The organism is Azorhizobium sp. AG788, assembly GCF_004364705.1.
GTDB classification, from domain to species: Bacteria; Pseudomonadota; Alphaproteobacteria; order Rhizobiales; family Xanthobacteraceae; genus Azorhizobium; species Azorhizobium caulinodans.
The window spans coordinates 219,345-244,696 of the sequence record NZ_SOBM01000009.1; the positions used below are offsets into that span (position 1 = coordinate 219,345).

At 68.5% G+C, this 25,352-nt stretch carries 24 protein-coding genes; 17 read left to right on the forward strand and 7 right to left on the reverse strand.

Going from position 1 to position 25,352, the window contains the following annotated elements; all coding sequences use genetic code 11:
• Positions 1–97 precede the first annotated feature (97 nt).
• The 9 genes from DFO45_RS22325 (at position 98) to DFO45_RS22365 (ending at position 9,014) form a co-directional block, all read left to right on the forward strand.
• Entirely contained in the window at positions 98–1,300 is a 1,203-nt protein-coding gene (locus tag DFO45_RS22325; RefSeq protein ID WP_133866584.1) for a LacI family DNA-binding transcriptional regulator, read from the forward strand.
• A gap of 21 nt (positions 1,301–1,321) precedes the next feature.
• Entirely contained in the window at positions 1,322–1,996 is a 675-nt protein-coding gene (locus DFO45_RS22330) for an amino acid ABC transporter permease (protein WP_012172925.1), read from the forward strand.
• A gap of 11 nt (positions 1,997–2,007) precedes the next feature.
• Complete coding sequence (locus DFO45_RS22335; RefSeq protein ID WP_133866585.1) at positions 2,008–2,661, forward strand: amino acid ABC transporter permease; 654 nt, start codon at positions 2,008–2,010, stop codon at positions 2,659–2,661.
• Between the two features lie 70 nt (positions 2,662–2,731).
• Positions 2,732–3,547 carry a transporter substrate-binding domain-containing protein gene (locus DFO45_RS22340; protein ID WP_012172927.1) on the forward strand — a complete coding sequence of 272 codons (816 nt, stop codon included), beginning with the start codon at positions 2,732–2,734 and terminating at the stop codon, positions 3,545–3,547.
• Between the two features lie 204 nt (positions 3,548–3,751).
• On the forward strand, positions 3,752–4,531 hold the full coding sequence (locus DFO45_RS22345) for an amino acid ABC transporter ATP-binding protein (protein ID WP_274532302.1): 780 nt from the start codon (positions 3,752–3,754) through the stop codon (positions 4,529–4,531).
• Between the two features lie 251 nt (positions 4,532–4,782).
• Positions 4,783–5,703: a 2-dehydro-3-deoxygalactonokinase gene (locus DFO45_RS22350; RefSeq protein WP_208299852.1), complete on the forward strand. Its 921-nt coding sequence runs from the start codon at positions 4,783–4,785 to the stop codon at positions 5,701–5,703.
• Positions 5,704–5,726: 23 nt separating this feature from the next.
• The gene (locus DFO45_RS22355) at positions 5,727–6,356 is read left to right on the forward strand and encodes a 2-dehydro-3-deoxy-6-phosphogalactonate aldolase (protein ID WP_133866587.1); all 630 of its coding nucleotides are present in this window, start codon (positions 5,727–5,729) and stop codon (positions 6,354–6,356) included.
• A 184-nt stretch (positions 6,357–6,540) separates the two neighbouring features.
• Positions 6,541–7,863, forward strand: coding sequence for a protease (locus DFO45_RS22360; protein WP_133866588.1), 1,323 nt, complete (start codon positions 6,541–6,543; stop codon positions 7,861–7,863).
• Entirely contained in the window at positions 7,863–9,014 is a 1,152-nt protein-coding gene (locus tag DFO45_RS22365; protein ID WP_133866589.1) for an MFS transporter, read from the forward strand. The genes DFO45_RS22360 and DFO45_RS22365 overlap by 1 nt, the downstream gene beginning before the upstream one ends.
• Before the next feature lie 4 nt (positions 9,015–9,018).
• Here DFO45_RS22365 and DFO45_RS22370 read toward each other — a convergent pair whose 3' ends face one another.
• The gene (locus DFO45_RS22370; protein WP_012172933.1) at positions 9,019–9,246 is read right to left on the reverse strand and encodes a zinc ribbon domain-containing protein; all 228 of its coding nucleotides are present in this window, start codon (positions 9,244–9,246) and stop codon (positions 9,019–9,021) included.
• 254 nt (positions 9,247–9,500) lie between these two features.
• On the opposite strand from DFO45_RS22370, the gene DFO45_RS22375 reads away from it, so the two are divergent.
• The 4 genes from DFO45_RS22375 to DFO45_RS22390 all read left to right on the forward strand — a co-directional run bounded on the left by DFO45_RS22375 (position 9,501) and on the right by DFO45_RS22390 (position 14,418).
• On the forward strand, positions 9,501–10,706 hold the full coding sequence (locus tag DFO45_RS22375) for a YcxB family protein (RefSeq protein ID WP_133866590.1): 1,206 nt from the start codon (positions 9,501–9,503) through the stop codon (positions 10,704–10,706).
• Positions 10,707–10,790: 84 nt separating this feature from the next.
• Entirely contained in the window at positions 10,791–11,816 is a 1,026-nt protein-coding gene (locus DFO45_RS22380; protein ID WP_133866591.1) for an AI-2E family transporter, read from the forward strand.
• Between the two features lie 218 nt (positions 11,817–12,034).
• On the forward strand, positions 12,035–13,450 hold the full coding sequence (locus DFO45_RS22385) for an exopolysaccharide biosynthesis polyprenyl glycosylphosphotransferase (RefSeq protein WP_133866592.1): 1,416 nt from the start codon (positions 12,035–12,037) through the stop codon (positions 13,448–13,450).
• Positions 13,384–14,418 (forward strand): glycosyl hydrolase family 18 protein, encoded by a 1,035-nt coding sequence (locus tag DFO45_RS22390; protein ID WP_133866593.1) that lies wholly within the window; start codon positions 13,384–13,386, stop codon positions 14,416–14,418. The genes DFO45_RS22385 and DFO45_RS22390 overlap by 67 nt, the downstream gene beginning before the upstream one ends.
• Positions 14,419–14,487: 69 nt before the next feature.
• Here the strand turns inward: DFO45_RS22390 and DFO45_RS22395 are convergent, their stop codons facing one another.
• The 6 genes from DFO45_RS22395 to DFO45_RS22420 all read right to left on the reverse strand — a co-directional run bounded on the left by DFO45_RS22395 (position 14,488) and on the right by DFO45_RS22420 (position 22,295).
• A complete protein-coding gene (locus DFO45_RS22395; protein ID WP_133866594.1) occupies positions 14,488–15,339 on the reverse strand; it encodes an FkbM family methyltransferase in 852 nt (283 codons plus the stop codon).
• Positions 15,308–16,693 (reverse strand): hypothetical protein, encoded by a 1,386-nt coding sequence (locus DFO45_RS22400; RefSeq protein ID WP_133866595.1) that lies wholly within the window; start codon positions 16,691–16,693, stop codon positions 15,308–15,310. Before DFO45_RS22400 ends, DFO45_RS22395 begins: the two co-directional genes overlap by 32 nt.
• Entirely contained in the window at positions 16,690–17,508 is an 819-nt protein-coding gene (locus tag DFO45_RS22405; RefSeq protein ID WP_133866596.1) for a WecB/TagA/CpsF family glycosyltransferase, read from the reverse strand. The genes DFO45_RS22400 and DFO45_RS22405 overlap by 4 nt, the downstream gene beginning before the upstream one ends.
• A 110-nt stretch (positions 17,509–17,618) precedes the next feature.
• A complete protein-coding gene (locus DFO45_RS22410) occupies positions 17,619–18,602 on the reverse strand; it encodes a polysaccharide biosynthesis/export family protein (RefSeq protein WP_245518224.1) in 984 nt (327 codons plus the stop codon).
• Positions 18,603–18,750: 148 nt separating this feature from the next.
• Positions 18,751–20,871: a lipopolysaccharide biosynthesis protein gene (locus tag DFO45_RS22415; RefSeq protein WP_012172942.1), complete on the reverse strand. Its 2,121-nt coding sequence runs from the start codon at positions 20,869–20,871 to the stop codon at positions 18,751–18,753.
• A gap of 137 nt (positions 20,872–21,008) precedes the next feature.
• Positions 21,009–22,295, reverse strand: a complete 1,287-nt coding sequence (locus tag DFO45_RS22420; RefSeq protein WP_133866597.1) for an oligosaccharide flippase family protein — start codon at positions 22,293–22,295, stop codon at positions 21,009–21,011.
• 67 nt (positions 22,296–22,362) lie between these two features.
• Here DFO45_RS22420 and DFO45_RS22425 point away from each other — a divergent pair, with 67 nt between their 5' ends.
• The 4 genes from DFO45_RS22425 to DFO45_RS22440 all read left to right on the forward strand — a co-directional run bounded on the left by DFO45_RS22425 (position 22,363) and on the right by DFO45_RS22440 (position 25,344).
• Positions 22,363–22,788 (forward strand): hypothetical protein, encoded by a 426-nt coding sequence (locus DFO45_RS22425; protein WP_133866598.1) that lies wholly within the window; start codon positions 22,363–22,365, stop codon positions 22,786–22,788.
• Positions 22,789–22,958: 170 nt separating this feature from the next.
• Positions 22,959–23,225: an acyl carrier protein gene (locus DFO45_RS22430; protein WP_208299853.1), complete on the forward strand. Its 267-nt coding sequence runs from the start codon at positions 22,959–22,961 to the stop codon at positions 23,223–23,225.
• On the forward strand, positions 23,222–24,412 hold the full coding sequence (locus DFO45_RS22435) for an acyl-CoA dehydrogenase family protein (protein WP_133866599.1): 1,191 nt from the start codon (positions 23,222–23,224) through the stop codon (positions 24,410–24,412). Before DFO45_RS22430 ends, DFO45_RS22435 begins: the two co-directional genes overlap by 4 nt.
• The gene (locus tag DFO45_RS22440) at positions 24,409–25,344 is read left to right on the forward strand and encodes an amino acid--[acyl-carrier-protein] ligase (RefSeq protein WP_133866600.1); all 936 of its coding nucleotides are present in this window, start codon (positions 24,409–24,411) and stop codon (positions 25,342–25,344) included. The genes DFO45_RS22435 and DFO45_RS22440 overlap by 4 nt, the downstream gene beginning before the upstream one ends.
• Positions 25,345–25,352: the final 8 nt, after the last annotated feature.

The following is a 25,352-nucleotide window of genomic DNA, read 5'->3' on the forward strand; positions in this document are numbered from 1 at the left end:
CACGCCGCAGGGGCAGAACGCTAGGCGGCGCCGTTTCGCATCCCGCATGCACGGAAGAATGAGAACTGCATTCCGGCTCAATAGAGCCTGGAAAAGCATGTCCATTGCCTGTTTTCCGGCCATCAAGGCCCCGGGGGAGAACGCCAAGGTGAAGACGCGCAAGGGACCAGCGCCCGATGCCTCGCGGCCATCTGCGGCCGGCGCCGGCCACACCGGCAGCGGCGCCCCGGCGCGCGTGACGCTCAACGACATCGCGGCCCATGCCGGCGTCTCCCGTGCCACCGTCTCGCTCGTGCTGCGCAAGAGCCCGCTGGTTGCCGACGACACCCGCGCCCGGGTGGACGCAGCCATGGTGGAGCTCGGCTATATCTACAATCGCCGCGCCGCCAATCTGCGCTCGGGCGCCTCGCGCACCATCGGCCTCGTCTTGTGCGAGATCATCACGCCCAACTATGCCCAGTTCACCTCCGGCATTGATGAAGTGCTGGATGGCGAGGGCTATGCTGCCTTCATCACCAATTCCGAGGAAGATGCCACCCGCCAGCGCCGCCTCCTGGTCCGCATGCAGGAACATGGGGTGGACGGCATCGTGCTGGTGCCCGCCGAGCACACCCGCCCCGATGCGCTGACTGAGGCCCATTGCACCAGCGTGCCCTGCGTGGTGGCCCAGCGGCGCATCGAGGGCTTTCCCACCGATTATGTCGGGCCGGACTATGCCGCCGGCATGGAGATGGTGACCGAGCATCTCATCGCCCTCGGTCACACCCACATCGGCTTCATCGGCGGCCTGCGTCGCATTTCGCCGCTGGCCGAGCGTCTCACCGGCTTCCGCCGGGCGCTGCGGCGGCACAAGCTCAAGAGCGGACCGGTGGTGCCCTGCCCCGTGCTCGACCGGGCCGACGGCTATGCCGCCGCCCGCAGCCTGCTGGCGGCCGGAGACCACCCCACCGCGCTTGTCTGCTACAATGACGTGGTGGCCTTCGGCGTCATGCTGGCGTTGACGGAACATGGCCTCGCGCCGGGCCGGGACGTGGCCGTGGTGGGCTGCGACGACGTGGCGGAGGCGGGCCTCCACCGCCCCGCCCTCACCACCTTCACCACCGATCCGCGGGTGGTGGGCCGCGAGGCCGCCCGCCTGCTGCTCCGGCGGATCGAGAGCCCGCAACTGCCGCCAGAGCAGATCATCATTCCGCCCCGCCTCGTTATCCGCCAGTCCTGCGGCGCCGCCTTCGGCGCTCCGGCGCGGACGGCGGGCGCGGGCAAACCGCCCGCCCGGCGCGCCGCCGCGCGCCCCGCCTGATCCCGCAAGAGGAAGCACGCAATGAATTACGTCTTCCAGTTCGGCGATGTGTTCAACGCCTGGCCCGAACTGCTGATGGGTGCCCTGCTCACCATCCGCCTCTCCGCCATGGCCATGGCCATCGGCCTCGTGGTGGCCGTGGTCTGCGCGCTCGGCAAGACCGGCGGTCCGCGCCCGGTGCGCTGGCTGGTGGACACCTATGTGGAGGTGATCCGCAACACGCCCTTCCTGGTGCAGATCTTCCTCATCTTCTTCGGCCTGCCGCGCATGGGCATCCGGCTCGACGCCAATGAGGCGGCGCTGCTGGCCATGGTGGTGAACATCGGCGCCTATGCCACCGAGATCGTGCGCGCCGGCATCGAGACCATCCACAAGGGTCAGATCGAGGCGGGGCTGGCGCTGGGGCTGAAGCCGGTCCAGGTCTTCACCTACATCGTCATCTTCCCGGCGCTGAAGGCGATCTATCCGGCTCTCACCAGCCAGTTCATCCTGCTGATGCTCACCTCCTCGGTGGTGTCGGCCATCTCGGCGGAGGAACTGACCGCCATCGCCAACAACTTGCAGGCCCAGACCTTCCGCTCGTTCGAGATCTATATCGTCGTCACCGCCATGTATCTTGCCATGTCGCTGATGTTCGCCGCCGTCTTCGAGCTCATCTACCGCGCGGTCTTCGCGCGGTCCGACGCCACGCGCTGAGGGGAAGCGACATGATCCGCCAGTTCACCTCCGCCGAGTTCCTGTTCCTGCTCATGGCCGTGCGCTGGACGCTGCTGCTCTCCGCCATCGCCTTCATGGGCGGAGCCATCGGCGGCCTGTTCGTGGCCCTCGCCCGCACCTCGCAATGGACGTGGCTGCGCGCCACCGCCGGCGCTTACATCCAGGTGTTCCAAGGCACGCCGCTGCTGATGCAGCTCTTCCTCGTCTTCTTCGGCGCCAATTTCTTCGGCCTGTCCATCGATCCGCTCATGGCGGCGGCCATCGGCCTCACGCTCAATGGCGCGGCCTTCCTCGGCGAGATCTGGCGCGGCTGCATCCAGGCGATCCCGAAGGGCCAGTGGGAGGCGGCCACCGCGCTCGGCCTCCACTACACCACGCGGATGAAGGAGATCATCCTGCCGCAGGCGGCCAAGATCGCGGTGGCGCCCACGGTCGGCTTCCTGGTGCTGCTGGTGAAGAGCACCTCGCTCGCCTCGATCATCGGCTTCGTGGAACTGACCCGCGCGGGCCAGATCGTCAACAATGCCACCTTCCGGCCGTTCCTCGTGTTCGGCATCGTGGCGGCGATCTATTTCGTGCTGTGCTGGCCGCTCTCGCTCTTTTCCCGTCGCCTCGAAAAGAAATTCGGCACCGTCTCGCGCTGAGGCGAGGCCCCGATACACCGGCCCAAAGTCCGGACATGCCGCCCCACAGGGCAAAACTGGAGGAAAGCAGATGTTTCTCGGATCGGTCCTGAAATCCGCGCGGCGCGTCATCGCCGCAACCGGCCTTGCGGCGCTCGCCGGCCTTGCCGTGCCGCATGCCGCCTCGGCCCAGTCCATCGACGACATCCTGTCGAAGAAGAAGCTCACCATCGGCATGCTCGTGGACCTGCCGCCCTTCGGCCTCCTCGATGCCCAGGGCAAGCCGGAAGGCTATGACGCGGACGTCGCCAAGCTGATGGGCAAGTATCTCGGCGTCGAAGTCGAGATCGTGCCGGTCACCGGCCCGAACCGCATTCCCTACCTGCTGACCAACAAGGTCGATGCGCTGGTCGCCACCTTCGGCATCACGCCGGAGCGCGCCAAGCAGGTGCAGTTCTCCATTCCCTATTCGGCCATCGAGATCCAGCTCCTCGGCCCGAAGAAGCTTGACGTGAAGACCCTCGACCAGACGGTCGGCAAGAAGATCGCCGTCGCCCGCGCCTCCACGCAGGACACCGCGCTCACCGCCGCCGTGCCGAAGGGCGCCACCATCATGCGCTTCGACGACGACGCCACCGCCGCCCAGGCCTTCATCTCCGGCCAGACCGACCTGCTCGGCTCCAACAACGTCATCGGCGCCCAGCTCGCCGAGGCCAATCCGGACATGGGCATCGAGCGCAAAATCGTGCTGCGCAGCCAGTACAACGGCATCACGGTGCGCCGCGGCTCCACGGATTTCCTCCAGTGGATCAACACCTTCCTCTATTTCGTGAAGAACAATGGCGAGCTCGACGCCATCAACCAGAAGTGGTTCAAGACCCCGCTGGGTCCACTGCCGACGTTCTGATGTTGGGCGGGGCGCCCTGCCCCCGCCGTTCTACCCCCCTCCCTATCCCTCCCCCACAAGGGGGGAGGGGACTGGTGGCACCAGCGAGAGGTGATCCGCCGTTTACTGCTCACGCGGCAACTCCCTCCCCCCCTTGCGGGGGAGGGCTGGGGAGGGGGGTAAGGCCCTCTCCACCTCGCCCATCCCCCTTCCGGAGACGCTCCCATGACCAGCCCCGCAAGCCCCAGCACCGTGCCCGGCGCCGCCGGTGATGTCATGATCCGCATGGAGGGGGTCGAGAAGCACTACGGCACCTATCACGCCCTCAGGAACATCAATCTCACCGTCACCGCCGGCGAACGCATCGTCATCTGCGGGCCGTCGGGCTCCGGCAAGTCCACCCTCATCCGCTGCATCAATGCGCTGGAGCATCACCAGGGCGGGCGCATCGAAGTGGACGGCACCGAAGTCGGCTCCTCCTCCAAGGGCCTCGACAAGGTGCGCGCCGAGGTGGGCATGGTGTTCCAGTCCTTCAACCTGTTCCCGCACCTCACCGTGCTCCAGAACTGCACCCTCGCCCCGCGCAAGGTGCGCGGCATCGCGCCGAAGGAGGCCGAGGCGATCGCCATGAAATATCTGGAGCGGGTGCGCATTCCCGAGCAGGCGAACAAGTTTCCCGGCCAGCTCTCCGGTGGCCAGCAGCAGCGCGTCGCCATCGCCCGCGCGCTGTGCATGAACCCCAAGGTCATGCTGTTCGACGAGCCCACCTCCGCCCTCGATCCCGAGATGGTGAAGGAGGTGCTCGACACCATGATCTCGCTGGCCCAGGACGGCATGACCATGATCTGCGTCACCCACGAGATGGGCTTCGCCCGGCAGGTGGCGGACCGGGTGATCTTCATGGACAAGGGCGAGATCGTCGAGCAGGGCCCGCCCGAGACCTTCTTCGCCAACCCGACGAACGAGCGCACCCGCACCTTCCTCGGCCAGATCCTGCATCATTGAGCGGGGGCGCCCGATCCTGCCCCCTCCCCAGCCCTTCCCCGCAAGCGGGAGAGGGAGGTGGCGGGCGCAGGCGGAGAGGTGCAGCGAAACAGCGAATGGTCGCCGTCCCGCGCAACGGGTTCCCTCTCCAGCCTGCGGGGGGAGGCATAGGGCGGGGCAACGACCGGGCGAACCGGGAAGCGATGGGAACCTCGCGCACCGACCACGTTTCCTATAATTGCCGTCTGACAAAGCCGCCCAAGGACGCCGCCATGACCGCCCCCGCCGCCCTCATCACCCTCGACTGGGGCACCACCGCGCTCAGGGCCTATCTCCATGCCGCCGACGGCACAGTTCTCGACAGCCACGCGGCGGTTCAGGGCATCATGTCTCTGGATGGCGCGAGCCATGCGGACGTGCTCACGGCCAATGCCGGCGCCTGGGCCCATGCCCACGGCCCGCTGCCGGTGCTGCTGTCGGGCATGATCGGCAGCCGCCAGGGCTGGGTCGAGGCGCGCTATGTGCCTCTGCCTGCCGGCCTCTCCGATCTCGCGGGCGGACTGACGCCGGTACCGGACGCGCCCCATGCCTTCGGGCCGGTGCGGATCGTGCCCGGCCTGCTGCGGGACGATGACACCACGCCCGACGTGATCCGGGGAGAGGAAGTGGAGGTGTTCGGTGCCCTCGCCCGCCTCGGCCAGACGGACGGGCTGTTCGTTTTGCCGGGCACCCACTCCAAATGGGTTCGCGTGGAGAACGGGCGCATCGTCCACTTCGCCACCTACATGACCGGCGACGTCTTCGCGGCGCTGAAGGGACACACCATCCTCGGCCGCATGATGCAGGCGGACGCGCCCTTCTCGGCCGAGGGCTTCCGCCGGGGGGTGGAGACCGCGCGCGACCTCAAGGGTCCCGGTGCGCTGGTGGGCCGGCTGTTCTCCATCCGCGCGCTCGGCCTCACCGGCCGGCTGGCGGAGACCGACAGCGCCGATTTCCTCTCCGGCCTGCTCATCGGGGCGGAGCTGTGTGACGTCACCCATGCGCACACGCCTTTCACGCTGGTCGCCAATGCCGCGCTCACCGAGCGTTATGCGCAGGCGGCCGACATTCTCGGCCTGCCGCACCACCGTGCCCCAAGGGACTGCGCCGCCGCCGGCCAGTTCGCGGTCGCCCGTGCGGCCGGCCTCATCTGACCCCTCGCCTTCAGGAGGCCCCCATGCCGCTCAGCTTCACCGAGGCGCTCGCCGCCTGCCCGCTGGTAGCCATCCTGCGCGGCCTCAAGCCCTCCGAGGCGCTGGAGATCGGCACGGCGCTGGTCGATGCGGGCTTCACGCTCATCGAGGTGCCGCTGAACTCGCCGGAGCCGCTCGTCTCCATCCGCACGCTGGCCGAGGCCTTCGGCGACCGGGCGCTGATCGGCGCCGGCACCGTGCTCTCCCCCGCCGATGTGGAAGCGGTGCAGAACGCCGGCGGTCGGCTCATCGTCATGCCCCATGCCGACCTTGAGGTCATCCGCGCCGCCAAGGCGCGCGGCCTCGTCTGCACCCCCGGCGTCGCCACGCCCACGGAAGCTTTCGCGGCACGGGCCGCGGGCGCCGACGCGCTGAAGCTCTTCCCGGCCGAAGGGATCCCGCCGCACGTCGTGAAGGCCTGGCGGGCGGTGCTGACCGACATCCCCCTGCTCCCCGTCGGCGGTATCGATGCCTCCAACATGCGGGCCTACCGGGAGGCGGGTGCCAGCGGCTTTGGCATCGGATCGGCGCTCTACAAGCCCGGAAAGGGCGCCGCGGCCATCGCCGTCGATGGTGCCAGCCTCGTGAAGGCCGCCCGCGCCGTATTCACCTGAAATTTGCCGGTCCATCCACAAAGCGATCCGCTGAAATAGCTCGCTTCCGGGGCAGCGGGCTTGTACGCCAGCCGGAGTGCAACCGCCCTCGACAACCAGCCGGAATGGGCGGTAACACCGCAAGCATTGTTATCCGGCGAACCAGAGCATTTCAGTTCGGCCGGCCGGCTCAAGGGTACGTGCCATGGTTCAACTCGCCCTGCTGCTCATCGGCGCGAATGCGGTGCGCCGGAGGTGGTGGGTCCTCGTTGGCCTCGGCTGCGCGCTCATCGCCTGTGCCGCCCTGCTCTTCGGCGATCTCGTGGACGGCTTTGCGGCGACCGCGACGAAGGCCTTCGGCCTGCTGTTCCTGCTGGAAGGCGCCTTTGCCGTCTTCGGCGCCTGGAACGCCCCCAGCGGCGGCGCCCGCCTGCTGAAGGGGCTGAAGGCGGCCCTTCTGCTGCTCATCGGCTTTCTCATCATCGACCATCCGCTCCACAGCGATGCGGTGCTGGCCTGGCTGCTCGGCATCGCGCTCATTCTGGACGGCCTGTGGCGGGCCGGGACCATCACGCTTGTGCGCTACCGGCGCTGGCCGGTATCGGCCGCCATCGTTGCAGCCGAACTGGTGCTGGCCATCCTCATCATCGCCGAATGGCCGCTGCCCCATGCCTACAACCTGCCTTTGTGTATCAGCCTGCTGCTGCTGAACTGGGGTGTCGGCGCGTTGCGCATCGGACTGTGGCTGCGCAACGAGCCGGAGGAAGTGGCGCTCTACGCCCTCCCCGCCTTCGGCGGCCGGAACTGGAATGAGAACGCCCCCGTGCTGGTGGACAGCGGCGAGCGGGAAGCCCCGCCCGAGGGCGTGCTCACCGTTCGCATCTGGACACCCGTCGGCTCGGCGGACGTGAAGGCGCGCCGCCCGGTGTTCGAGCGCTACATCGCCGCCCGCGATGTGGAGGGCGGCATGTCCACGGGCCATTCGGCCCTGGAATACGGCAACCTCTACATCAGCCACTGGCCGGGCATCGAGATCGACCCCAACAGCTCGGCCATGCGCCTGTTCGACGGCCGGGAAGCGGCCAACATTCCCGGCCTTTTCCAGCCCTCCTACGCGGTCGAATCCCGGGAATGGTGCCCGGCGGACCAGAAGGTGGAGTTGCACCACTTCAGCCCGCGGCGCCTCAGGGCCTATTGGGCCGGCTACAAGCAGGATTCCACCTACAATCTCACCAGCCGCAACTGTTCGAGCGCCGTCGTGGGCGCGCTCGATTCCACCATCGAAGGCGTGCTGGACTGCCGCTTTCCGCTGTTGCGGCTGCTGGCGCTCCAGTTCAATCCGGACCTCTGGGCGGCCGCCTATCTGCGCGCGCAGGCCCACACCATGTGCTGGACGCCGGGAATGGTGCTTGACTATGCCCGCGCCCTGAAGCGCATCGTCGAGACCGCCCACGCTCCATGGCACGTGCGGGCACTCGATTTCCTCCGCCGCCTCCGGGCCGACCGCAAGCTGGACACCCCCGTCTGATGACCGACAACGCCAGCCCTGCCCCGCGCACCGATCTCGTTTCCCGCGCCGCCGTCATCCTGACGGCCACCATGTTCGGCCTCACCTATTCGCTCAGCGCTCCGCTCATCGCCCTCGATCTCGCCCAGCGGGGCCTCAGCGACGGTCTCATCGGTGCCAATGCGGCCATGCATGCGGTGGGCGTGCTCATCACCGCGCTCATCCTGCCGCGCCTCGTGGCGAAGCTCGGCCCGCGGCTGCTCATCCTCGGTTCGCTCGCCGCCTCGGCTGCCGTTCTCGTGGCCTTCTCGCAGGTTTCCGCCATCTGGCTGTTCTTCGTGCTGCGCGTGCTGCTGGGCATGTCGGCGGAAGCCCTGTTCGTGCTCTCGGAGACCTGGATCAACGCCCTCTCCACGGAGGAGACGCGCGCCCGTGCCATGGCTGTCTATACGGCCGCGCTGTCGCTGGGCCTCGCGCTCGGGCCGACCATCCTCTCCGTGCTCGGTGCGCAGGGCCCAACGCCCTATCTGGTGGGCGCGGGGCTCGCCCTCGCCGCCGGCGCCTTCATCCTCGCCCCCTTCGTGGTGGCACCCGCCTATGAGAAGCCGAGCGTCGGCAACCCGCTGCGCTTCGCCGCCATGGCCCCGGTCGCCATCGGCGCCACCGTCCTCAATGCGGCGGTGGAGACGGCCGGCCTCTCCTTCCTCGCGCTCTATGCCATCAATCTCGGCTGGGGCGAGGAAAACGCCACCCAGCTCATCTCCGTGATGATGATCGGCGCCATCGTCCTGCAACTGCCCATCGGCTGGCTGGGCGACAAGATGGACCGCCACAAGCTGGTGATCGCCTGCGGCGCGCTCGCGACCCTCGGCGCCATGCTCTGGCCATTGGCCCTGCTGCACCCGGTCTCCACCTACACACTGCTGTTCCTCTGGGGCGGGGCCTTCGTCGGCATCTACACGCTGACGCTGACCATCGTCGGCAGCCGCTTCAGCGGCGGCGACCTCGTGGGCATCTATGCGGTGATGGGGCTCACCTGGGGCGGCGGCGCGCTGGTCGGCCCCTTGGCGGCGGGCTTCGCCATGCAGGCGACGACGCACGGCCTCGCCGTCTTCGCCGCTCTCGCCTGCGGCCTGTTCACCGTGGCGGCGGTGCTGCGCCGGAGCGCCTGAGGCTTCAGCCGCCTCGCTCGGAGCGGCTGTAATTGCTCAAGTGCCCCTCCCGCGCTGCCTGTGCACGGGCCGCCTTCATGATGGCCTTGCTCTTCAGTTCCGGCGCCACGCGGGAGATGAGCCGCTCGAGGCTCGTGCCGCCGCAGTGCGGGCACAGCGGCGTATCCGAAAAACGCATCAGCAGTTCGACGTCCTTGTCGCATGTCGGACAATGAAAGCTGAACAACGGCATGTTTCGGCCTCCCTCCGGCCGGAACGAGACCGGCCGCACACCTGCAGCGCAGCGTCTCGCAAGATGGAGGCCAGACCGCGCCGGATCGTGCCGTAGCGTGATACGGCGTGACCGGACGGACCGCGCCTTGAAGGGTTTTCTCCTGTCACAACATGAGTTTAGATGCGCCGCTCTGCGCAGCCGAAGCCGCCGGGGGGGCGGATGCGCGATGACCGAACCTGCGCCCATGGCGCACGCGACGGAGATCACAGCACGTGACCCAGCCCTCCCCTGCCGCTCCCGCTTCCCCGCCCATCCCCCTGCCGTTGACGCTGCACATCAATCTCACGCTGGACGACATGGCCGAGGCCACGCTCGCCGCCGCGCATCCCGAAATGGCCCGCAATCGACGGCACATGCTCACCCGCGGCCTGACCGTGGTGTTGGCTGCCTTCATCGTCATCATGGGCCTCAGCAGCGGCTTTAGCCCGGCGGTGTTCCTTCACGTCGTCTGGGGCACGCCGCTCCTCTATCTCCTGCTCTGCATGGCGCCGATCATCCTGCTCTGGGCACTGCATCCCCGGCTCGCCATGCGGGGCATGCGGACCATGCTCAGGGATGGCGGGGTCCGGGAGGCGTGGGCGGCGACCCTTCAGATCACCGAAGAGGGCATCACCAGCACCGAGCCGGACCGGACCACCTTCGTCCCCTGGCACCGCTTCCGGAGCGTTGAAGAGACGCCCCGCCTCGTGGTCTGCGCCCTGTGGCCCTATGAATCGACCATCCTGCCCAAGGCGGCCATTCCCGCAGATATTGCGCCCGCCCTCATCTCATGGATGGCCGCGCGGATCGCCGCCCCTGCCGCCGGTGCGGCGCCCGAACTCCCGCCCGCGCCGGAAACCGCCGTGCGGGTGACGCACAGCCTGACGCCCGACGATTATGCCGAGGCTCTCACATGGCAGCGGGACCAGCCCGCCGCCCGCCGACGGACCCGGCGCCACTATATGCTCTTCTGGGTGCTCGGCAGCCTCCTGCTGCCCATCTTCATCCTGCTGCTGGTCCTCACCGATCCCCGGCCCATGGAGTGGGAGAGGATCACGTTCCTGGCCGAGCGAATGGTGCCGGACCTGCTCCGCAACACCCTGGTGCTGGGGGTCGCGACCTTCGGCTTCTACCTCTTCCGCCGCCGCATGGCCGCCCGCGCCGCACGCAAGATGGCCACACGCAACGCCGCGCAGTTCGATGCAGGCCCCATCACCACCACGTTCGCGCCGGACGGCATCACCATCGTGCAGGGGGGCGCCATGAGCCGGTACGGCTGGCCCATGGTGATGGCGCTGGGGGAAACGCTCTCGCATGTGCTCGTGCCGCTGCGCAGCTATGGCATTCTCGCCATCCTGCGCGAGGATCTCGATCCCGCGGCCCGGCAGCGTCTGCTGGACATGGCCCGCGCCGGCGGTGTGCCCACGACGGAAGCCTGAGGGAAAAGAACAGCTTGCACGCGACCGCTCCTTCCCCGACGGTGGCTTTCGGGCCACCATGTGGCCACAGGGGCGGGGACAGGCATGGACGCATTCAAGGGACAGAAGATCCTCATCGGCCTCATCGCGGCGGTAGTGGCCGCCGCCGCCGTGTCCCTCGCGCAGGTGATCCTCGCGCCGGTGGTCTTCGCCATCTTCGTCATCGCTGTCGTCTGGCCCGTGCAGCGCCGGCTGGAACAGCGGATCGGAACCGGCCTCGCCTCCCTGCTGACGCTGTTGCTCACGCTGGCGGTGATCGGCTCCATCGTCAGCATGGTGGTCTGGGGCTTCAGCCACGTGGCGCAATGGACCTTCGCCAATGCCGGCCGCTTTCAGGCGATCTATGCGCAGGCGGGCGACTGGCTGGAGGGCCACGGCTTCCTGCTCGCCGGCTCGGTGGCCGACCATTTCGATGTGCGCTGGCTGCTGCGGGCGCTGCAGGAAATCTCCGCCCGGGCCAACAGCCTCGCGAGCTTTCTTGTCGTCACCGCTGTCTTCGTGGTGTTCGGGCTTCTGGAAGCAGACATCTTCGTCCGGCAGGTGGCGCGCCTGCCGCGCTATGGCGCCTTCCTCATGGCCTCGGGCGCCGACATCGCAAGCAAGATGCAGACCTATATGTGGGTCCGCACCCTCATGAGCATCGCCACCGGCATTCTGGTCTGGGGTTTCACGCTGGCCTCCGGCATGGAACTGGCCACCGCCTGGGGCGTGATCGCGCTGGCGCTCAACTACATCCCCGTCATCGGTCCCTTCACCGCCACGCTGCTGCCGACCGTGTTCGCGCTCGTGCAGTTCGAGAGCTGGCGCATGGCCCTCTTCGTTTTCGTCGTGCTCAACGTGGTGCAGTTCGTCTCCGGCAGCTATCTGGAGCCTCGGATCGCCGGACGGACGCTCGCCATCTCGCCCTTCCTCGTGCTGTTCGCGGTCTTCTTCTGGTCTTTCCTGTGGGGTCTGGCCGGCGCCTTCATCGGCGTGCCGCTGGTGATCGCCGCCCTCACCTTCTGCGCCCATGGCACCGGCACGCGCTGGATCGCCGACCTCTTCTCCGGCCGGGCGCCGGCGGCGGGGTGAGTTCCCGGCCCCTCCGGAGGGGCGGCAGAGGGACGCGCCCAAGCTTGGACGTGGCCACAACGCCTGTGGACACAAGACATTCTCGCGCACGGACGGGGCTCTGCCCTTTCCGGCCGGGCGGTAACCCTGAAGGGTAAGATCCCTTGACGGGACTTCCCGGCTTGCGCAGAAGGGCCTTCTGATCGACGCGGTGGGCATTCGTTGCGAATGATGCGGCTATGACACGGTGGACCCATGGCCTGATCAGGCGGCTGGTGATCATCTGCGACCTCGCGATGATCGCCACGGCCAGCGCCATCGCCTATGCGGGCTGGCAGCTCGGGCCGCTCAGCCGGCACATCGTCTTCGCCGTCATCGGCGCGCTCGTCTTCGTGCAGGTGCTGCGGGTGGGCAGTGCCTACCGGGTGGAGCACTACACCCGCCTGCTGCGGCAGATGTCCCATATCGTGATCGGTCTCGTGCCCGCGATGGTCGTCGTCGTGGCGGTGGATGTGGCCGTGGGCGGATCGCTGAACCGCACCTGGCGCGATCTGCTCGCCTGGGCGATCATCACCTTCATCGCGCTGATGGCCGGGCGGCTCTTCCTCGTGCGCCCCGGCATGGCGATCGTCAGCCGAAAAGCCCTGCTGCGCCGGCGGATCGCGCTCATCGGTGAGCGGGAGCGGGCGCGGGCATTCATTGCCAGGTGCCGCGCGGACGAGGGCAGCGATCTCGTCGAATTCATCGGCATCTTCGAGGCCTCGTCCCAGGCGCCCCGCCCCGATGCCGCCCCGCCCGACGCGAACGACCCGCCCCTGCGCGGGGGCGTGGCCGATCTTCTGGCCCTCGCCAAATCCGAGCCGGTGGATCTCGTGGCCATCGTCGAGCCGTGGGACGATGCCCGGCGCATCAGCGCGCTGGCCGACCAGATGTACCGGATCGCCGCCGATGTGGTGGTGGACCTGGAGCCGGAGGGCTTCATGCTCCATTCCGCCCGCCTCGTGGAGATCGGCGGGCAGGAAACGCTGCAGGTGCAGCAGCGCCCGCTCAAGGGCTCGCTCGGCCTGCTGAAGACGGTGGAGGATTATGTGGTGGCCGTCATCGGCATCATCCTCACCGCGCCCATCCTGCTGGCGGCCGCCATCGCCATCGCGCTCGACTCCCCCGGCCCCGTCCTGTTCCGCCAGCCGCGCGTCGGCCTGAACAACAAGATCTTCAACTGCTACAAGCTTCGCACCATGCGCACCGATCCGCAGGACGACGGCTCCGCGGGCACGGTGAAGACCGATCCCCGGATCACCAGGGTGGGCGCCATCCTGCGGCGCCTGTCCATCGACGAACTGCCCCAGCTCTGGAACGTGCTGCGCGGCGAGATGTCGATTGTGGGGCCGCGTCCGCATGTGCCAAACATGCGGGTGGCCTCCAACGTGCGCTATGAAGCCGTCGACCGCTATGTGGAGCGCTATCGCGTCAAGCCGGGCATCACCGGCTGGGCCCAGATCAACGGCATGCGCGGCGGCATCCACACGGTGGAGAAGGCCGAGCAGGGGGTCGAGCTCGACCTCTATTACATCGAGAACTGGTCCATATGGTTCGACATCAGGATCATGCTGCTGACCATCACGCGGGGCCTCGCCGGGCCGTCCGTCTTCTGACGCCGCTCCTCGCCTTGCTGGCCGGCCTGCTGCCGGCGCAGGCGGAGCCGGGACGCCCCTTTCTCGCCTATCACACCAGTTGGTCCGAGACGCCGGCCACGACGCCGGAGGAAACCTCGATCGCGCGGCTTCCGGGCTATTACACCCACGTGGCGCTGAGCTTCGTGAAGCCGGATCTCGTCTATCCGGGCGGGCTCGATCTCTCCGCCACCGGCCTCCAGTATCCCTATTCCGGCGCCGTCCTGAAGGATGCCATCGCCCTCCTCAAGGCCCGGCATCCGGCCATGCGGGTGCTGCTTTCGGTGGGCGGCTCCACCTATCTGCGCTGGGACGCTCTCAATGTGGACGCGCTGGTGCGCCTCGTCCGCGACCTCGGCGCCGACGGCGTGGACATCGATTACGAAACCGGCCAGCCAGGCTGCGCGGCGCTGCCGTCGGGCCGCATCCAGTGTTCCAGCGATGCCCTGTCGGTGCAGGTGGTGGAGGCGATCCGCGCGGCGCTGCCCCCGCCCTTCGCCGTTGCCGCCGCGGGCTGGAGCGTCGGGGCCTATGGCGAGGGGAACTTCGTCTCCGCCCGCCCCCGCAGCCCGTGGACCGGCTCCATGCTGGCCATGCTGCGCTCGCCCGCCGGTCAGTCGCTCGATCTCGTGACCATCATGTCCTATGACGCCGGGCCGAGCTATCGGCCGGACGAGGCGCTGCGCGCCTATCGGGCCTATTACAAGGGGCCACTGGCGCTCGGCATTCAGGTGCAGCCGGGCACCTCGGGCGGGCCACGCTTCACACTGGATTATACCGTGCGCATGCTCCGCTCGGTGGAGAGCGACCCGCAGGCGGGCGCCATGCTCTACGGGCTCCGCCTCGCGCCGCCCGGCCCGCCGGGGCCGGACAATCCGGACTATCGGGCGCTGTCCACCGCAACCTGCGTCGCACTGCGCCTCGCCGACTGCTTCGCGTCTGTGCCTTAGAGCCGGATCCGAGCACATTGAAACGCCGGCGGTTCCATCTGGTCGGATCGCGCTCTAGACAGCGCCCGTTCAGGCGACCGGGCGTCCTTCCGGGTGCAGGGCGACAACGTTGCAGAAGGCGCCGGGGCGGCTGGCGAGCGGCAGCAGCGCGCCATCCTCCGCCAGCCGGAAGAAGCGGTAGCCGAGCCCCTGCAAGGCGTTCCAGGCGGCGGCGGGATCGCCTCCCGCCTTCAGCAACGTCGGGCAGTTCATCTCGAAGATGACCGCCGGATGATAGGCCCGCAGAGTGTCCATGCCACCGGCGATCACCTGCCCCTCGGCGCCCTCCACATCGATCTTGATGCAGTCGACGCGGGCGAGGCGCTGTTCCGTCACCATCACGTCGAGCGTGGTGATCGGCACCTGCTCGGTCTCCGCATCGCTGCCGTCACTGACCAGCGAGAAGGCCTGTGGATCGTTGCCCAGCGGATTGTGATGAAGCGAGGCGACGCCCACGCTGTCGGAGAGCGCCTTGCGCACGATGGCGACGTTGCTGAAGTGGTTCAGGGCCACATTGTCGGCCAGCAGGCTGCCGGCGGTGCTGCCGGGCTCCACCGCCACGACACGCCCGGCGGTGGGGGCCATCTTGACGGTGAAGAGGCCGATATTGGCGCCCACGTCGATGAAGATGTCCCCGGGCAGCACGAACTTCTGGATATAGCGCAGCTCGGGCTCCACCTGGTCCCGCAGCAGGAAGGCGGAGACGGAGGTGTAGCGGAAGTCCGCCGGCACGCGAAGCCGGCCGCCGCCGGGCACGAGGCTGAAGGCCGGGCGGATGCCCAGCGGGGCGCAGACCGCCCACTGGGCGGCGCGTCCGAGAACCGCCAGCGGAGCCTCCTTGAAGGCCGGTTCAGAGAACAGTCGCTTGAGCCGTCGCAGCATGCCGTTTTCCAATGATGCGCCGTGGCGCGGTGCGGATGAAGACGTGCCCCGTCCCCTGGGGCGCCACCGGCCGTCCCGCGCGGTGGCCGAGATAGGCGGCGAGCGCCATCACGGTGGCGAATTCGCCCGGTGTGAAGACGAGGGAATAGACCGCCGACGTGACGATGAGAAAAAGCACGTAGTCGGCCAGCGCATGGGCAAAGGGATCGCCGTTGCGCCGGGCCAGCCGGCGCAACTCCACATAGCCCCACACATGCAGGCCGAACAGCATCAGGGCGCCCACGAGCCCATATTCGAACACCACGCCCACCCAGCCGATGTCGGCAATATAGAACTGCGCGTTGCCGAAGATGTCGGCCAGCGTCACGGTGCTGAAGCGGGTGGTGGCGCCGACGCCGAAGAGCCAGTTCATCACGTCGCTGCCGAGATAGCCGGTGGCGAGCGCAAAGGAGTTCTGCCGCACCGACAGCGAGCCGCCAAGCCAGGTCTCCACCTTGTCGGCGAAGAGGAGCAGGACGAGGACCGCCGCTGCCGGCACGACGATGGCCGCCGTGGCGGCGAGGATCCGGCGCCAGCGGGCGGGCAGGGAGGCGAGCACGCCCCAGCCCACCACCGCCAGGGCGGCGCCGATGGAGGCCCGCTGCTTGTAAATGTAGAACTCGAGCGCAATGCCCGCGAGCACGCCCACCGCCGGCCAGAAGGAGGGCCGGCGCATGAAGGTTCGGGTGAGGAAGAACAGCACGATCACACCGAAGAACATCGGCATGTAGATGCGATAGCCGCGCTCCAGCTCATAGAGCATGAGCTTTCCCTTGGAGGGGTCGCTCGTGTACCAGGAGGCGGGCGCCACCATCCACAGCAGCAGCATGGCCCCGAAGGTGCCGTAGCCCAGCGCGAGCACGATGCGTCGCAGCCGTCCGGGCTCCGGATTGAGCCACACCAGCACGCCGGCCAGCGCGAAATAATAGCTGAAGGGCCAGACCTTGACCGTCGTGGTGAGCGCGTCGATCAGGCCGTTGCCGAGCTTGATCATGGAGATGAGCGGCGTCAGGCCCATCATGTAGGCCATCAGAGCCACATAGCCGCCCTTTGCCGGCAGCGGCACGCGCGCGATCGCCCAGATGGCGACGGGCGCCATCAGCACCGGCCATGCCTTGGACAGGATGTAGGGCGGCGGCAGCTCGGCGAGATAATAGAAGCACTGGCCGAACAGCGGCAGCACGACCAGCAGCACCATCCACGTCATCACCGGCGGGAAGCGCTCGCCGACCAGCGGCGGCGACGTGCTCATCCGCTCCGCGCGATGCAGCGGCATGATCAGCCGCCGCTGCGCTCCGGGCATCGTGGCGCTCATGGCGCGCCCCTTTGCCGGGTCGGGGCCATGCCATAGGCGCACGGATTCCATTTCGCCTTGGCGACCATCCAGAGCAGCGGCATGGAGTCGATGAACACCCGCCGGGCATGGCGCACGGGATTGCGCAGCAGGCGATAGAGCCACTCGACGCCCAAGGTGCGGAACACCATCGGCGCGCGCTTCACGAGGCCGGTGAGGAAGTTGAGGGAGCCGCCGACACACAGGCCCGTGCCCACGGCGCCCGCCTGCTGCACCATCCGCGCCAGATATTCCCCGCGCGGGGAGCCGACGCCGAAGAAGACGTAGCGCGCCGGATGCTGCTGCACGAAGGTGACGCAGGCCTCCGCCTCGCCGGGCTGTTCCATGAACCCCATAGGCGGATCATAGACCGCCAGCCGCGTGAGGCCGAACCGCTCCACCAGCCGGCGCCGCAACGCCTCCCCGCCACCGATCACCGTTATCGCATCGTCCGGGCGGATGTGGTCCCGGAACAGGATCTCGGTCAGGTCGCTGCCGGCACAATGGGGCAGATCGAGGCCGAAGACCTTGCGGGCAAAGGCGCGCGGCACCTTGCCGTCCATGAGCCGCAGCCAGGCATGGTCATAGACGTCCTGGAAGCGGGCATCCCGGATCTCGCCCAGAAGGTTGAAATGGGAGGCATTGGGCGTGACCGCATAAGCGAAGGGCGCGCCGGGTCCGCGTGCGGCGATGAGCGCCGCCGCCTCAGCGGCATCGAGACGGGAGATCGGCACGCCGAGAAAGACCGTCTCGGCCACCGGCGGCAGCGGACGGGAGATGTCCGTCAGCGGCTCCATGTCCTGCTCGCCCGCTCCCTTCGCACAGCCATCGCACACAGGGCGGTATAGCACTGCAACCGCGCGAATTCAGGTCCGAATATCGCCATTCGCTCTCCGGCGGCGTCCGGTCACGGGATGACCGTCGTGCCGCCGGTGGTGTTCGTGGTGTAGCTGCCGAGCGTGTAGCTGAAGGAACGCTGGAACGGCACCACCTTGTTGATGAACTGGTCGATCCACAGGTCCAGTTCGGCGATGGAGCTGCGCGGCACGTAGATGATGTCGCCCGCCATCAGCGGCACGTTGCCCTCGTCCCAGGCCGTCTCGATCACGTCGCGCACGTTGACGGTGCGCAGCATGGGCTCGTTGTTCGGGCCGCGGCGGATGATGGCGATCTGGCCGAGTCTTGCCTCGTCGGTGAAGCCCCCGGCCAGAAGGATGGCCTGCAGGGCGCTCACGCGCATGTCGCTCAGGCGATAGGAGCCGGGACGTGCCACCATGCCTCCCACGAACACCCGCGCCGACACCGCATCCTCGAGCGCGACGGTCACGCGCTGGTCGGTCAGGTCGTTGCGCGAGGCCCGGCGCACCGCATCCTGCACGGCAGCGAGGGACATACCCTCCACGCGCATCTGACCGGTGGAGCGCAGGGCGATGGTGCCGTCGGGCGCGACGGTGATGTCCTCGTCCATGTCGCGGGTGACGAAATACTTCACCTTCAGCTTGTCCCCCGGGCCGAGGCGGTACACGGACGGGACGTTCGTCCACGGCCGGAAGCCCTGCGGGTTCACCTGCGAGAAGGAGATATTCTGGCCGGTCGCAAAGGGCGCCTGACCGCTCTCGTTGGTGACCGGAGGCGCGCCCGCATAGGCCATGGGCGCGCTGCCGTCCGGCGGCGCGATTCCCATGGCGGCGCCGGCATAGCTCGCATAGGTCGCCGGGGGCGGAGCGATGGCGGTCTGGGGGGAATTGGTCGACGTGGTCGTGCAGCCGGCAAGCGCCAGCCCGGCGGCGAGGAGTGCCGGTCCCATGGTCCACCGGCGGCCGGCGCGCAGCGGGCCGGCACCGGCGGCATGCGTCTCGACCTCGGGCGTTCCGCAAAAGGGAACGGACATGGCAGGGCTCCTCACGAAGGATCGGCCCGCCCGGTTACACAGTCGCGATCCGCGCCGCTGGCCGCGGTACGGATCGCCAAGCAGGGAATCGCCGGTCCGATCTTGGTAAACCGAACCTAAATCCCCATGGTTAATGAGCGCTTAAGTGTCAGGAAATGCGGTAGATCCAGCCCGGCACGTAATACTTGCGGCCCATGAAGACGAAGCCCATGAGGACGCCGCCGCTCTCGAGCACGTCGGCCCGCAACCGCAGGGCCGCCGCCTTGCGGGTCTCCTCCGCGCGCACAATCAGGATGTTGGCATCCACAAGCCGGTTGAGGCGGTGCTTCACCGAGGATGCGACCGAAGCGGAGGAAGAGATGATGATGGCGTCGAACTGGTCCTCCAGTTCCTTCATCATCCGCTGCCCCTCGACCATGGGCAGCCGCACGCTGAGGAGCGGAGAGCGCTCGCTGTCGGCCACAGACCATAGCAGCGGCACAGGCGTGCGCGCGATGGTGAGGCCGCCGCGCGCTTCCACGCCGTCATCGGCGCGGTGCGCGCCGGCAGGCTCGGACAGGTCGATGAGCAAGGTGCGCAGGCCGCGCTGGATGGCAAACTCCTCCGCCAGCCGCTGGCAGAAGACCGGCACATCCGGATGCCGCTCCTGCGACAGGAAATGGAAGGCCCGCAGCGGCCGCCCATCCAGCTCGGAATCGAGGAGCAGCGTCGCGAGCCCGCCGATGGCGGTTTCCGCCGCCACCGTCTGGAAGGGCGCGCGCCCGTCCGCGAACTCCGCGAGGGTCGGCAGGCCGAGCAGCCGCTCCACCTCCATGGGGGTGATGAAGCCGGTCCGCAGGGCGGAGGCGATGGCGCCGGCGGCGGCGCCGAACAGCAGGCCGCCGAACACACCGGCGGCGAGGAACGGCAGGGCCATGCTGCGGCTGGTCACGGCGGCGCCCGCCGCTTCCACCACACGCACGTTGGAGGCGCGCACCTTGGAGGCGGTTTCCTCCACATTGGCGGCCACCGCCCGGCGCAGATACTCGCGATAGCCCTCGCTCAGCGTCTCGCGCTGGCGGTTCAGCTCCGTGAGGCGCGTCTCCACGCCCTGGAGGGTGGCGACGCGTCCCTGCGCCTGCTGCTTCTGCTCGTTGAGCTCGGCCTCCTGCCGGCTCAGGGCGTCCAGCTCCACGCGCAGGCTCAGCACCATGTTGTTCATGTAGCTGATGGCCGGATTGCGCACGTCGCGGTTGGTCGCATAGAGGCGCGGGTCCGGCGCGCCCATGGTCTTGCGCACCGTGTCGATCTTCTGCTCGACCTCGCGCACCTGCGGGCTCGAGGGCGTGAACTGGGAGAGCAGGCGGTCGCGCTCCACGAGGAGGCGGGTCAGGATGTTGCGGTCGTCGTCATTGCCGGAGGCATTGCTCTTCTGGGCGAAGTCGAACACCGTCTCCGGCAGGGCCTGCATCTCCTGCTCGGCCTTTTCCAGCTGGGCCGCCACCGCGACCTTGCGCTCAGCCACCTGCCGCTGGCGCTGGACGATGCCGTCCACCTGGTTCGCCGCGAGCACCGCGTCCTGGGCGAAGTCGATGACCCCCGCCTTGCGCTTCAGGCTTTCGATCTCGTTGTCGGTGGCGGTGAGGTCGCGCTTGAAGCGCTCCACCTCGACCATGAGGATGTTGGCGGTGGGGTTCTCGAAGATCTTGCGGCGATAGGCGAGATAGGCCTTCACCAGCTCATCCGTGGCCTCGATGGCGAGATCCCGGTTGGGGTTCGAGACGCTCACCTGGACGATGTTCGAGCCCGACAGCACCGTCGTGCGCATGTTCTTGCGGAAGCGCTCGATGGCCCGGTCCATGGGACTGATCCCGCTCGGCACCAGATCGCGCAGGAAGGACAGCCGGCCCGGCGGGAACAGGCGCTCAAGGCCGATCTGGGCGATGGCGTCGCGGATCACGTCCGCGCTTTCGATGATCTGGACCTCGGATTCGACCTGCTTCAGGCCCTCAATGGAGAGCACCGAAGGGCCGCTGTCCGTCACGTTCTGGGTCGCCACCTCCCGGTTCACCATCACCAGCAGGAGGCTGGAGGCGGTGTATTCGGTCTTGGTGACGAGGCAGGCGAAGATGCCGACCAGGATGGGCAGCAGCGCGGCCAGCAGGACGACGCGGCGGTGGAAGAAGGCGGCGGTCCAGAAATCCCGCATGGTGAAGGCCGCGGACCGGCCTTCGGCCCACGAGGTTGGCGCCTTGTTCTCCAGTTCGCCGGCGTGCCCAGAAATCATCATCTTCCTCGGTCTTCGTGGACGCGATACCGCGAGCCGCGATCAAACCCTTCCGGTCCGGCCCCTGCCCCGACGCCCGTACCCCCACGCGAGACAAGCCGAAAAACCTTAACAAGCCGGCCTTGTCCGGCGCCGCCCTCTCAGACGGCGCGCGGCAGAAGACGCCGCGCCGCGAGCGTGGTGCCGATGGCGCCCTGCGCGATGAAGAGCGCCGTCAGGGCCGCAGCCCCCATCATACCATAGAGGGGGATGAGAACCGCCCCGAGCAGGCAGCAGGTGGCGAGCTGGCCCGCATTGAGCCAGCGCAGGACGCCGCCGTGGCCGGTCATGGCCAGCAGGATGTCCTGGCAGGGCAGCAGGCAGTTCACCAACTGGCCGACGCTCATGACCAGCAGCGCCGGCCGCGCCATCTCGAAGCCGGGGCCGATGAGATGCAGCAGGAAGGTGGGAAAGAGCATCATCGCCGCGATCACCGGCAGGCCGCACAGCGCCACCACCAGCCGCACGCGCCGGTTCAGCGCCCGCAGGCGATCCCAGGCGCCGATCCGGTGCAGGCTGGCGAAGTTCGGGGCCGCGATGGTGCCGATGGACAGAATCACCACCCAGATCAGCATGGAGATGCGGCTCGCCACGCTGAAGGCGCCGACATCCGAGGGCGGCGCAAAGACGCCGAGCACCAGCACGGGAATGGAGTTCAGCGAAACCTGCACCACCTCCACCATGCCGAGCGGGAAGGCCGTCCGCCACAAGGGCGGCAGGGCATCCGGCGCCTGCGCTTCGTCCTCGGACGGCGGCGTGTGGCGGTGGGTCAGGATCAGCGCAACGCCGCAGGCGGTGGACGCCGCATTGGCGAAGGCGAGCGCCAGCAGCATGCCATCCAGTGACTGGACTCCGGCCGCCACGGTGGCGAGCGTGATGACCGGCCACAGCCCGTTCTGCACGAACTGGCTGGCCACGCCCCGGTTGAGGCCGGAGAGGCCGTGCCCGATGACGATGCACAGAGTCTGCGGCAGGATCACCGCTGCCGACAGAGCGAGGGACGGGCCAAGCTCCGGCTGGCCGAACACGTGGGTGGAGAGCGGCTGGGCGAGCAGCAGGGTGAACAGCGTGGCCAGTGCCCCGCCCGCGAAAGCGCTGGCGACGCCGCCGAATAGCGCCCGATGCGCCTCCGCGACGCGGCCAAGGGCCAGTTCCGCCGCCATGTGGCGCATGATCGCCTTCTCGAACCCACCGCGGGCGAGTGTGGAGATGAGGCCCACCCATGTGATGCACAGGAAGAAGAGGCCGGCATCGTGCGCGCCCAGCACACGCGCCGCCAGCATGTAGAGGCCCAGCTTTCCAACAAGCTCAAGCCCGCGTACCACAAGCGCGGCGCCATAGGCCCAGTGCGAGAGGGCCAGCCGCAGAAGGGATCGAAGAGCCATCATGCCGAAGTCGCGAGGAACCGCCTCCGCTGGTCACACCGCGCCGGTCGCCCGTACGGCCGGGGGCAGGATGAAACATGCGCTCGCGAAAGTCGCAAGCGCCTTGGCCGGCGGTGCTCTTCTGGCCGCAAGCCTCGCGGGACCCGCCGGCGCCCAGTTGCAGGGCATGCCCCGCAGCGATCTGCCGGCACAGGGCAGCACCGATCCGGAGATCGACCCCTTTCCCTTCGATCCGCGCCTCGAGATCCGCAGCTACGTTGCAAGCCGCCTGCCGACCGAATGGTGGGCCAAGGAGCCGATCTACAATCTCGGCCTCTTCTCCGTGGAGATTCATCCGCCCGCCGCATGGCGGGGCAATCCGACCTCGGCCATGATGCGCCTGTGTCCTCCGGCCCGGCATGAAATCTGGCGGCACCTGCAGAAGATCGAGCTGCGCCCTTTTTATCACGACGCCCCCTGGCCTGCCTTCACCTGCCGCCCCGGAACGGTGCCCTAAGGACAGCTGAAATCGTCTGTATGCCTGACAAAGAGGCTGCTCACGGCCGCGTGACTATGGTAGTTAAGTGCCTCCATAGAGAGTGCTGGCGCGATGGGTAAGCCGGCCGTTTCCGGAAGGCGCCCGGACCGGGCCCGCCCGGCGGGAATGGCTCGAGGAGGCATGCGGACGTGACCGATCAGGCAATCGAGAACCAGCTGCGCGAGATCCTCAAGGTGCAGGGCAAGGTGGCCGTCGCCCCTGCCGCCATCGGGCCGGACGACGACCTTTACGGCCTCGGCCTCTCCTCGCTCGCCACCGTCAATGTGATGCTGGAAATCGAGGCCCGGTTCGACATCGCCTTTCCGGACGATGCCCTAACCCGTGCAACCTTCCAGACGCTGGGCGGGCTCGCGGCGCTGGTCCGCCGGCAGCTCGGCGCGGCCGCAGCAGCATGACCGGCGCCCTCGACCTCGCCCCACGGGCCGAGGCGCCCGATCGCGAACTTTGGGCGCAGGTCTGCGAGACGGCCCGCACCCACGCCGCCGCCGTCGATCAGGAGGGCTGCTACCCCGCGGAGGCCGTGGCGGCGCTGAAGGCCTCCGGCGCACTCGGCTGCGCCGTGCCACCGGCACTCGGCGGCGCGGGAACCGGCATTGCGACGCTGGCGCGCATGGCCTGCGAGCTCGGCGCGGCCTGCGCCTCCACCGCCATGGTCTTCGCCATGCACCACAACCAGCTCGCCTGCCTCGTCCGGCATGCGGGCGACAATGCGTGGCTGCGCGACTTCACCGCCGCCGTGGCAGCGCAGGGCCTGCTGCTCGCCTCCGTCACGTCCGAGGAGGGCATTGGCGGGCGCCTGCGCACCAGCCGCTGCGCCGTCGAGCCGGCCGGCGAAGGGCGCTTCCGGCTGGAGAAGCAGGGCTCGACCGTGTCCTACGGCGCCGAGGCCGACGCCTTCCTCCTGACGGCCCGCAAGGACGGCGAGGCGGATGCCTCCGATCAGGTGCTCGTGGTGCTACCGCGCGCGGAGGCGACCGTCGAGCCCTATCGCGGCTGGAATGCGCTGGGCCTGCGCGGCACCGGCAGCGGCGGCTTCCGCATCAGCGGCACGGGCGACCGGGCACAGGTTCTGGACGTCCCTTTCGGCGAGATCGCGCAACAGACCATGGTGCCCAATGCCCACATCCTGTGGGGCGCGGTCTGGCTCGGCATTGCAACCGACGTGCTGGCCCGCTGCCGCGCCTTCCTGCGCACGCGGATGCGCAGCGGCTCGTCTGCGGCCGAGCGCGGCCTGCCGACGCTCGCGCGCATGCACGGGCATCTCCAGGACATGGAGGCCGCCCTCGCTCGCGCCATCACCGTGTATGACGGACAGCGGGCTGATCCCGGCGCGCTGGAGGCGATCCTGCTCAAGACGCGGCTCTCCGACACCGCGCTCGCGGTGGCCGACATGGGCATGCGCCTGTGTGGCTTCACCGCCTACAGCAACGAGGGGCCCTACAGCCTGAGCCGCCATCTGCGCGACCTCTATGCGGCGCCCCTGATGATCAACAATGACGCCATTCTCGCCGACGCCGGCCGGCTGCTGCTGGTGAACCGCACCGCCTTCGGCGCCTTCGACGCAGAACAGGACCTGCCATGAGCCGCGTGGAACTGGCCTTTCCCGTAAGTTCGGCCGCCGCCTTCCGGGCCGAGCTGATCGCCGCCGGCCTGCTGATCCCCACCGGCGTCGATGGCCTCTACGGCCGCGGCGCCGCCTACGAGACCGTGGCGGACGCGCTCGAAGCCGCCATCACGCGCCTTGCGGCGGCCGATGCGCCCGAGCGGATGCGCTTTCCTCCGGTCATGTCGCGGCAGGAGTTCATCGCCAGCGGCTATCTCAAGGGCTTTCCCCATCTCGCCGGCACGGTGAACTGCTTCTGCGGCAATGAGGCGGACCACCGCCGCATGCTGGCCTGCATCGAGGCCGGAGAGGACTGGGACGATCTCCAGCAGCCCTCCGAAGTCGTGGTGACGCCGGCCGCCTGCTATCCGGTCTATCCGGTCGTCGCCGCACAGGGCCCTCTGGCCGAGGCCGGACGGCTGGTGGACGTCTCCTCCTACTGCTTCCGGCACGAGCCCTCCGTGGACCCCTGCCGCATGCAGATGTTCCGCATGCGCGAACTGGTCCGCATCGGCAGCGAGGCGCAGGTGCTGGCCTTCCGCGATGGATGGATGGCCCGCGCCAGCCGCTGGCTGGAAACGCTCGGCCTGCCCTCCACGACCGCGCCGGCGAGCGACCCTTTCTTCGGGCGCGGCGGCAAGATCATGGCCGCCGGGCAGATGGAGCAGTTGCTCAAGTTCGAGCTGCTGGTGCCGGTGGGCAGCACCAGCGAGCCCACCGCCTGCATCAGCTGCAACTATCACATGACGCATTTCTCGGAGATCTGGCCCCTGAGGGACGCCGCCGGCGGAATGGTGCGCAGCGGATGCGTGGCCTTCGGCATCGAGCGGCTGACGCTGGCGCTGTTTCGGCATCACGGCTTCGATGCCCGGCTCTGGCCGGCCGGGGTCCGGGCCGAACTGTTCGTCTGACGGCGGCC

Coding starts and splice junctions, on each gene's coding strand:
- DFO45_RS22330 (WP_012172925.1), top strand. CDS start 1,322: ATGAATTACGTCTTCCAGTTCGGCGATGTGTTCAACGCCTGGCCCGAA.
- DFO45_RS22395 (WP_133866594.1), bottom strand. CDS start 15,339: ATGCTGCGACGGCTCAAGCGACTGTTCTCTGAACCGGCCTTCAAGGAG.
- DFO45_RS22410 (WP_245518224.1), bottom strand. CDS start 18,602: ATGTCCGTTCCCTTTTGCGGAACGCCCGAGGTCGAGACGCATGCCGCC.
- DFO45_RS22380 (WP_133866591.1), top strand. CDS start 10,791: ATGGACGCATTCAAGGGACAGAAGATCCTCATCGGCCTCATCGCGGCG.
- DFO45_RS22335 (WP_133866585.1), top strand. CDS start 2,008: ATGATCCGCCAGTTCACCTCCGCCGAGTTCCTGTTCCTGCTCATGGCC.
- DFO45_RS22365 (WP_133866589.1), top strand. CDS start 7,863: ATGACCGACAACGCCAGCCCTGCCCCGCGCACCGATCTCGTTTCCCGC.
- DFO45_RS22345 (WP_274532302.1), top strand. CDS start 3,752: ATGACCAGCCCCGCAAGCCCCAGCACCGTGCCCGGCGCCGCCGGTGAT.
- DFO45_RS22405 (WP_133866596.1), bottom strand. CDS start 17,508: ATGGAGCCGCTGACGGACATCTCCCGTCCGCTGCCGCCGGTGGCCGAG.
- DFO45_RS22400 (WP_133866595.1), bottom strand. CDS start 16,693: ATGAGCGCCACGATGCCCGGAGCGCAGCGGCGGCTGATCATGCCGCTG.
- DFO45_RS22360 (WP_133866588.1), top strand. CDS start 6,541: ATGGTTCAACTCGCCCTGCTGCTCATCGGCGCGAATGCGGTGCGCCGG.
- DFO45_RS22340 (WP_012172927.1), top strand. CDS start 2,732: ATGTTTCTCGGATCGGTCCTGAAATCCGCGCGGCGCGTCATCGCCGCA.
- DFO45_RS22350 (WP_208299852.1), top strand. CDS start 4,783: ATGACCGCCCCCGCCGCCCTCATCACCCTCGACTGGGGCACCACCGCG.
- DFO45_RS22390 (WP_133866593.1), top strand. CDS start 13,384: ATGGTTCGACATCAGGATCATGCTGCTGACCATCACGCGGGGCCTCGC.
- DFO45_RS22325 (WP_133866584.1), top strand. CDS start 98: ATGTCCATTGCCTGTTTTCCGGCCATCAAGGCCCCGGGGGAGAACGCC.
- DFO45_RS22425 (WP_133866598.1), top strand. CDS start 22,363: ATGAAACATGCGCTCGCGAAAGTCGCAAGCGCCTTGGCCGGCGGTGCT.
- DFO45_RS22355 (WP_133866587.1), top strand. CDS start 5,727: ATGCCGCTCAGCTTCACCGAGGCGCTCGCCGCCTGCCCGCTGGTAGCC.
- DFO45_RS22435 (WP_133866599.1), top strand. CDS start 23,222: ATGACCGGCGCCCTCGACCTCGCCCCACGGGCCGAGGCGCCCGATCGC.
- DFO45_RS22440 (WP_133866600.1), top strand. CDS start 24,409: ATGAGCCGCGTGGAACTGGCCTTTCCCGTAAGTTCGGCCGCCGCCTTC.
- DFO45_RS22370 (WP_012172933.1), bottom strand. CDS start 9,246: ATGCCGTTGTTCAGCTTTCATTGTCCGACATGCGACAAGGACGTCGAA.
- DFO45_RS22420 (WP_133866597.1), bottom strand. CDS start 22,295: ATGATGGCTCTTCGATCCCTTCTGCGGCTGGCCCTCTCGCACTGGGCC.
- DFO45_RS22385 (WP_133866592.1), top strand. CDS start 12,035: ATGACACGGTGGACCCATGGCCTGATCAGGCGGCTGGTGATCATCTGC.
- DFO45_RS22415 (WP_012172942.1), bottom strand. CDS start 20,871: ATGATGATTTCTGGGCACGCCGGCGAACTGGAGAACAAGGCGCCAACC.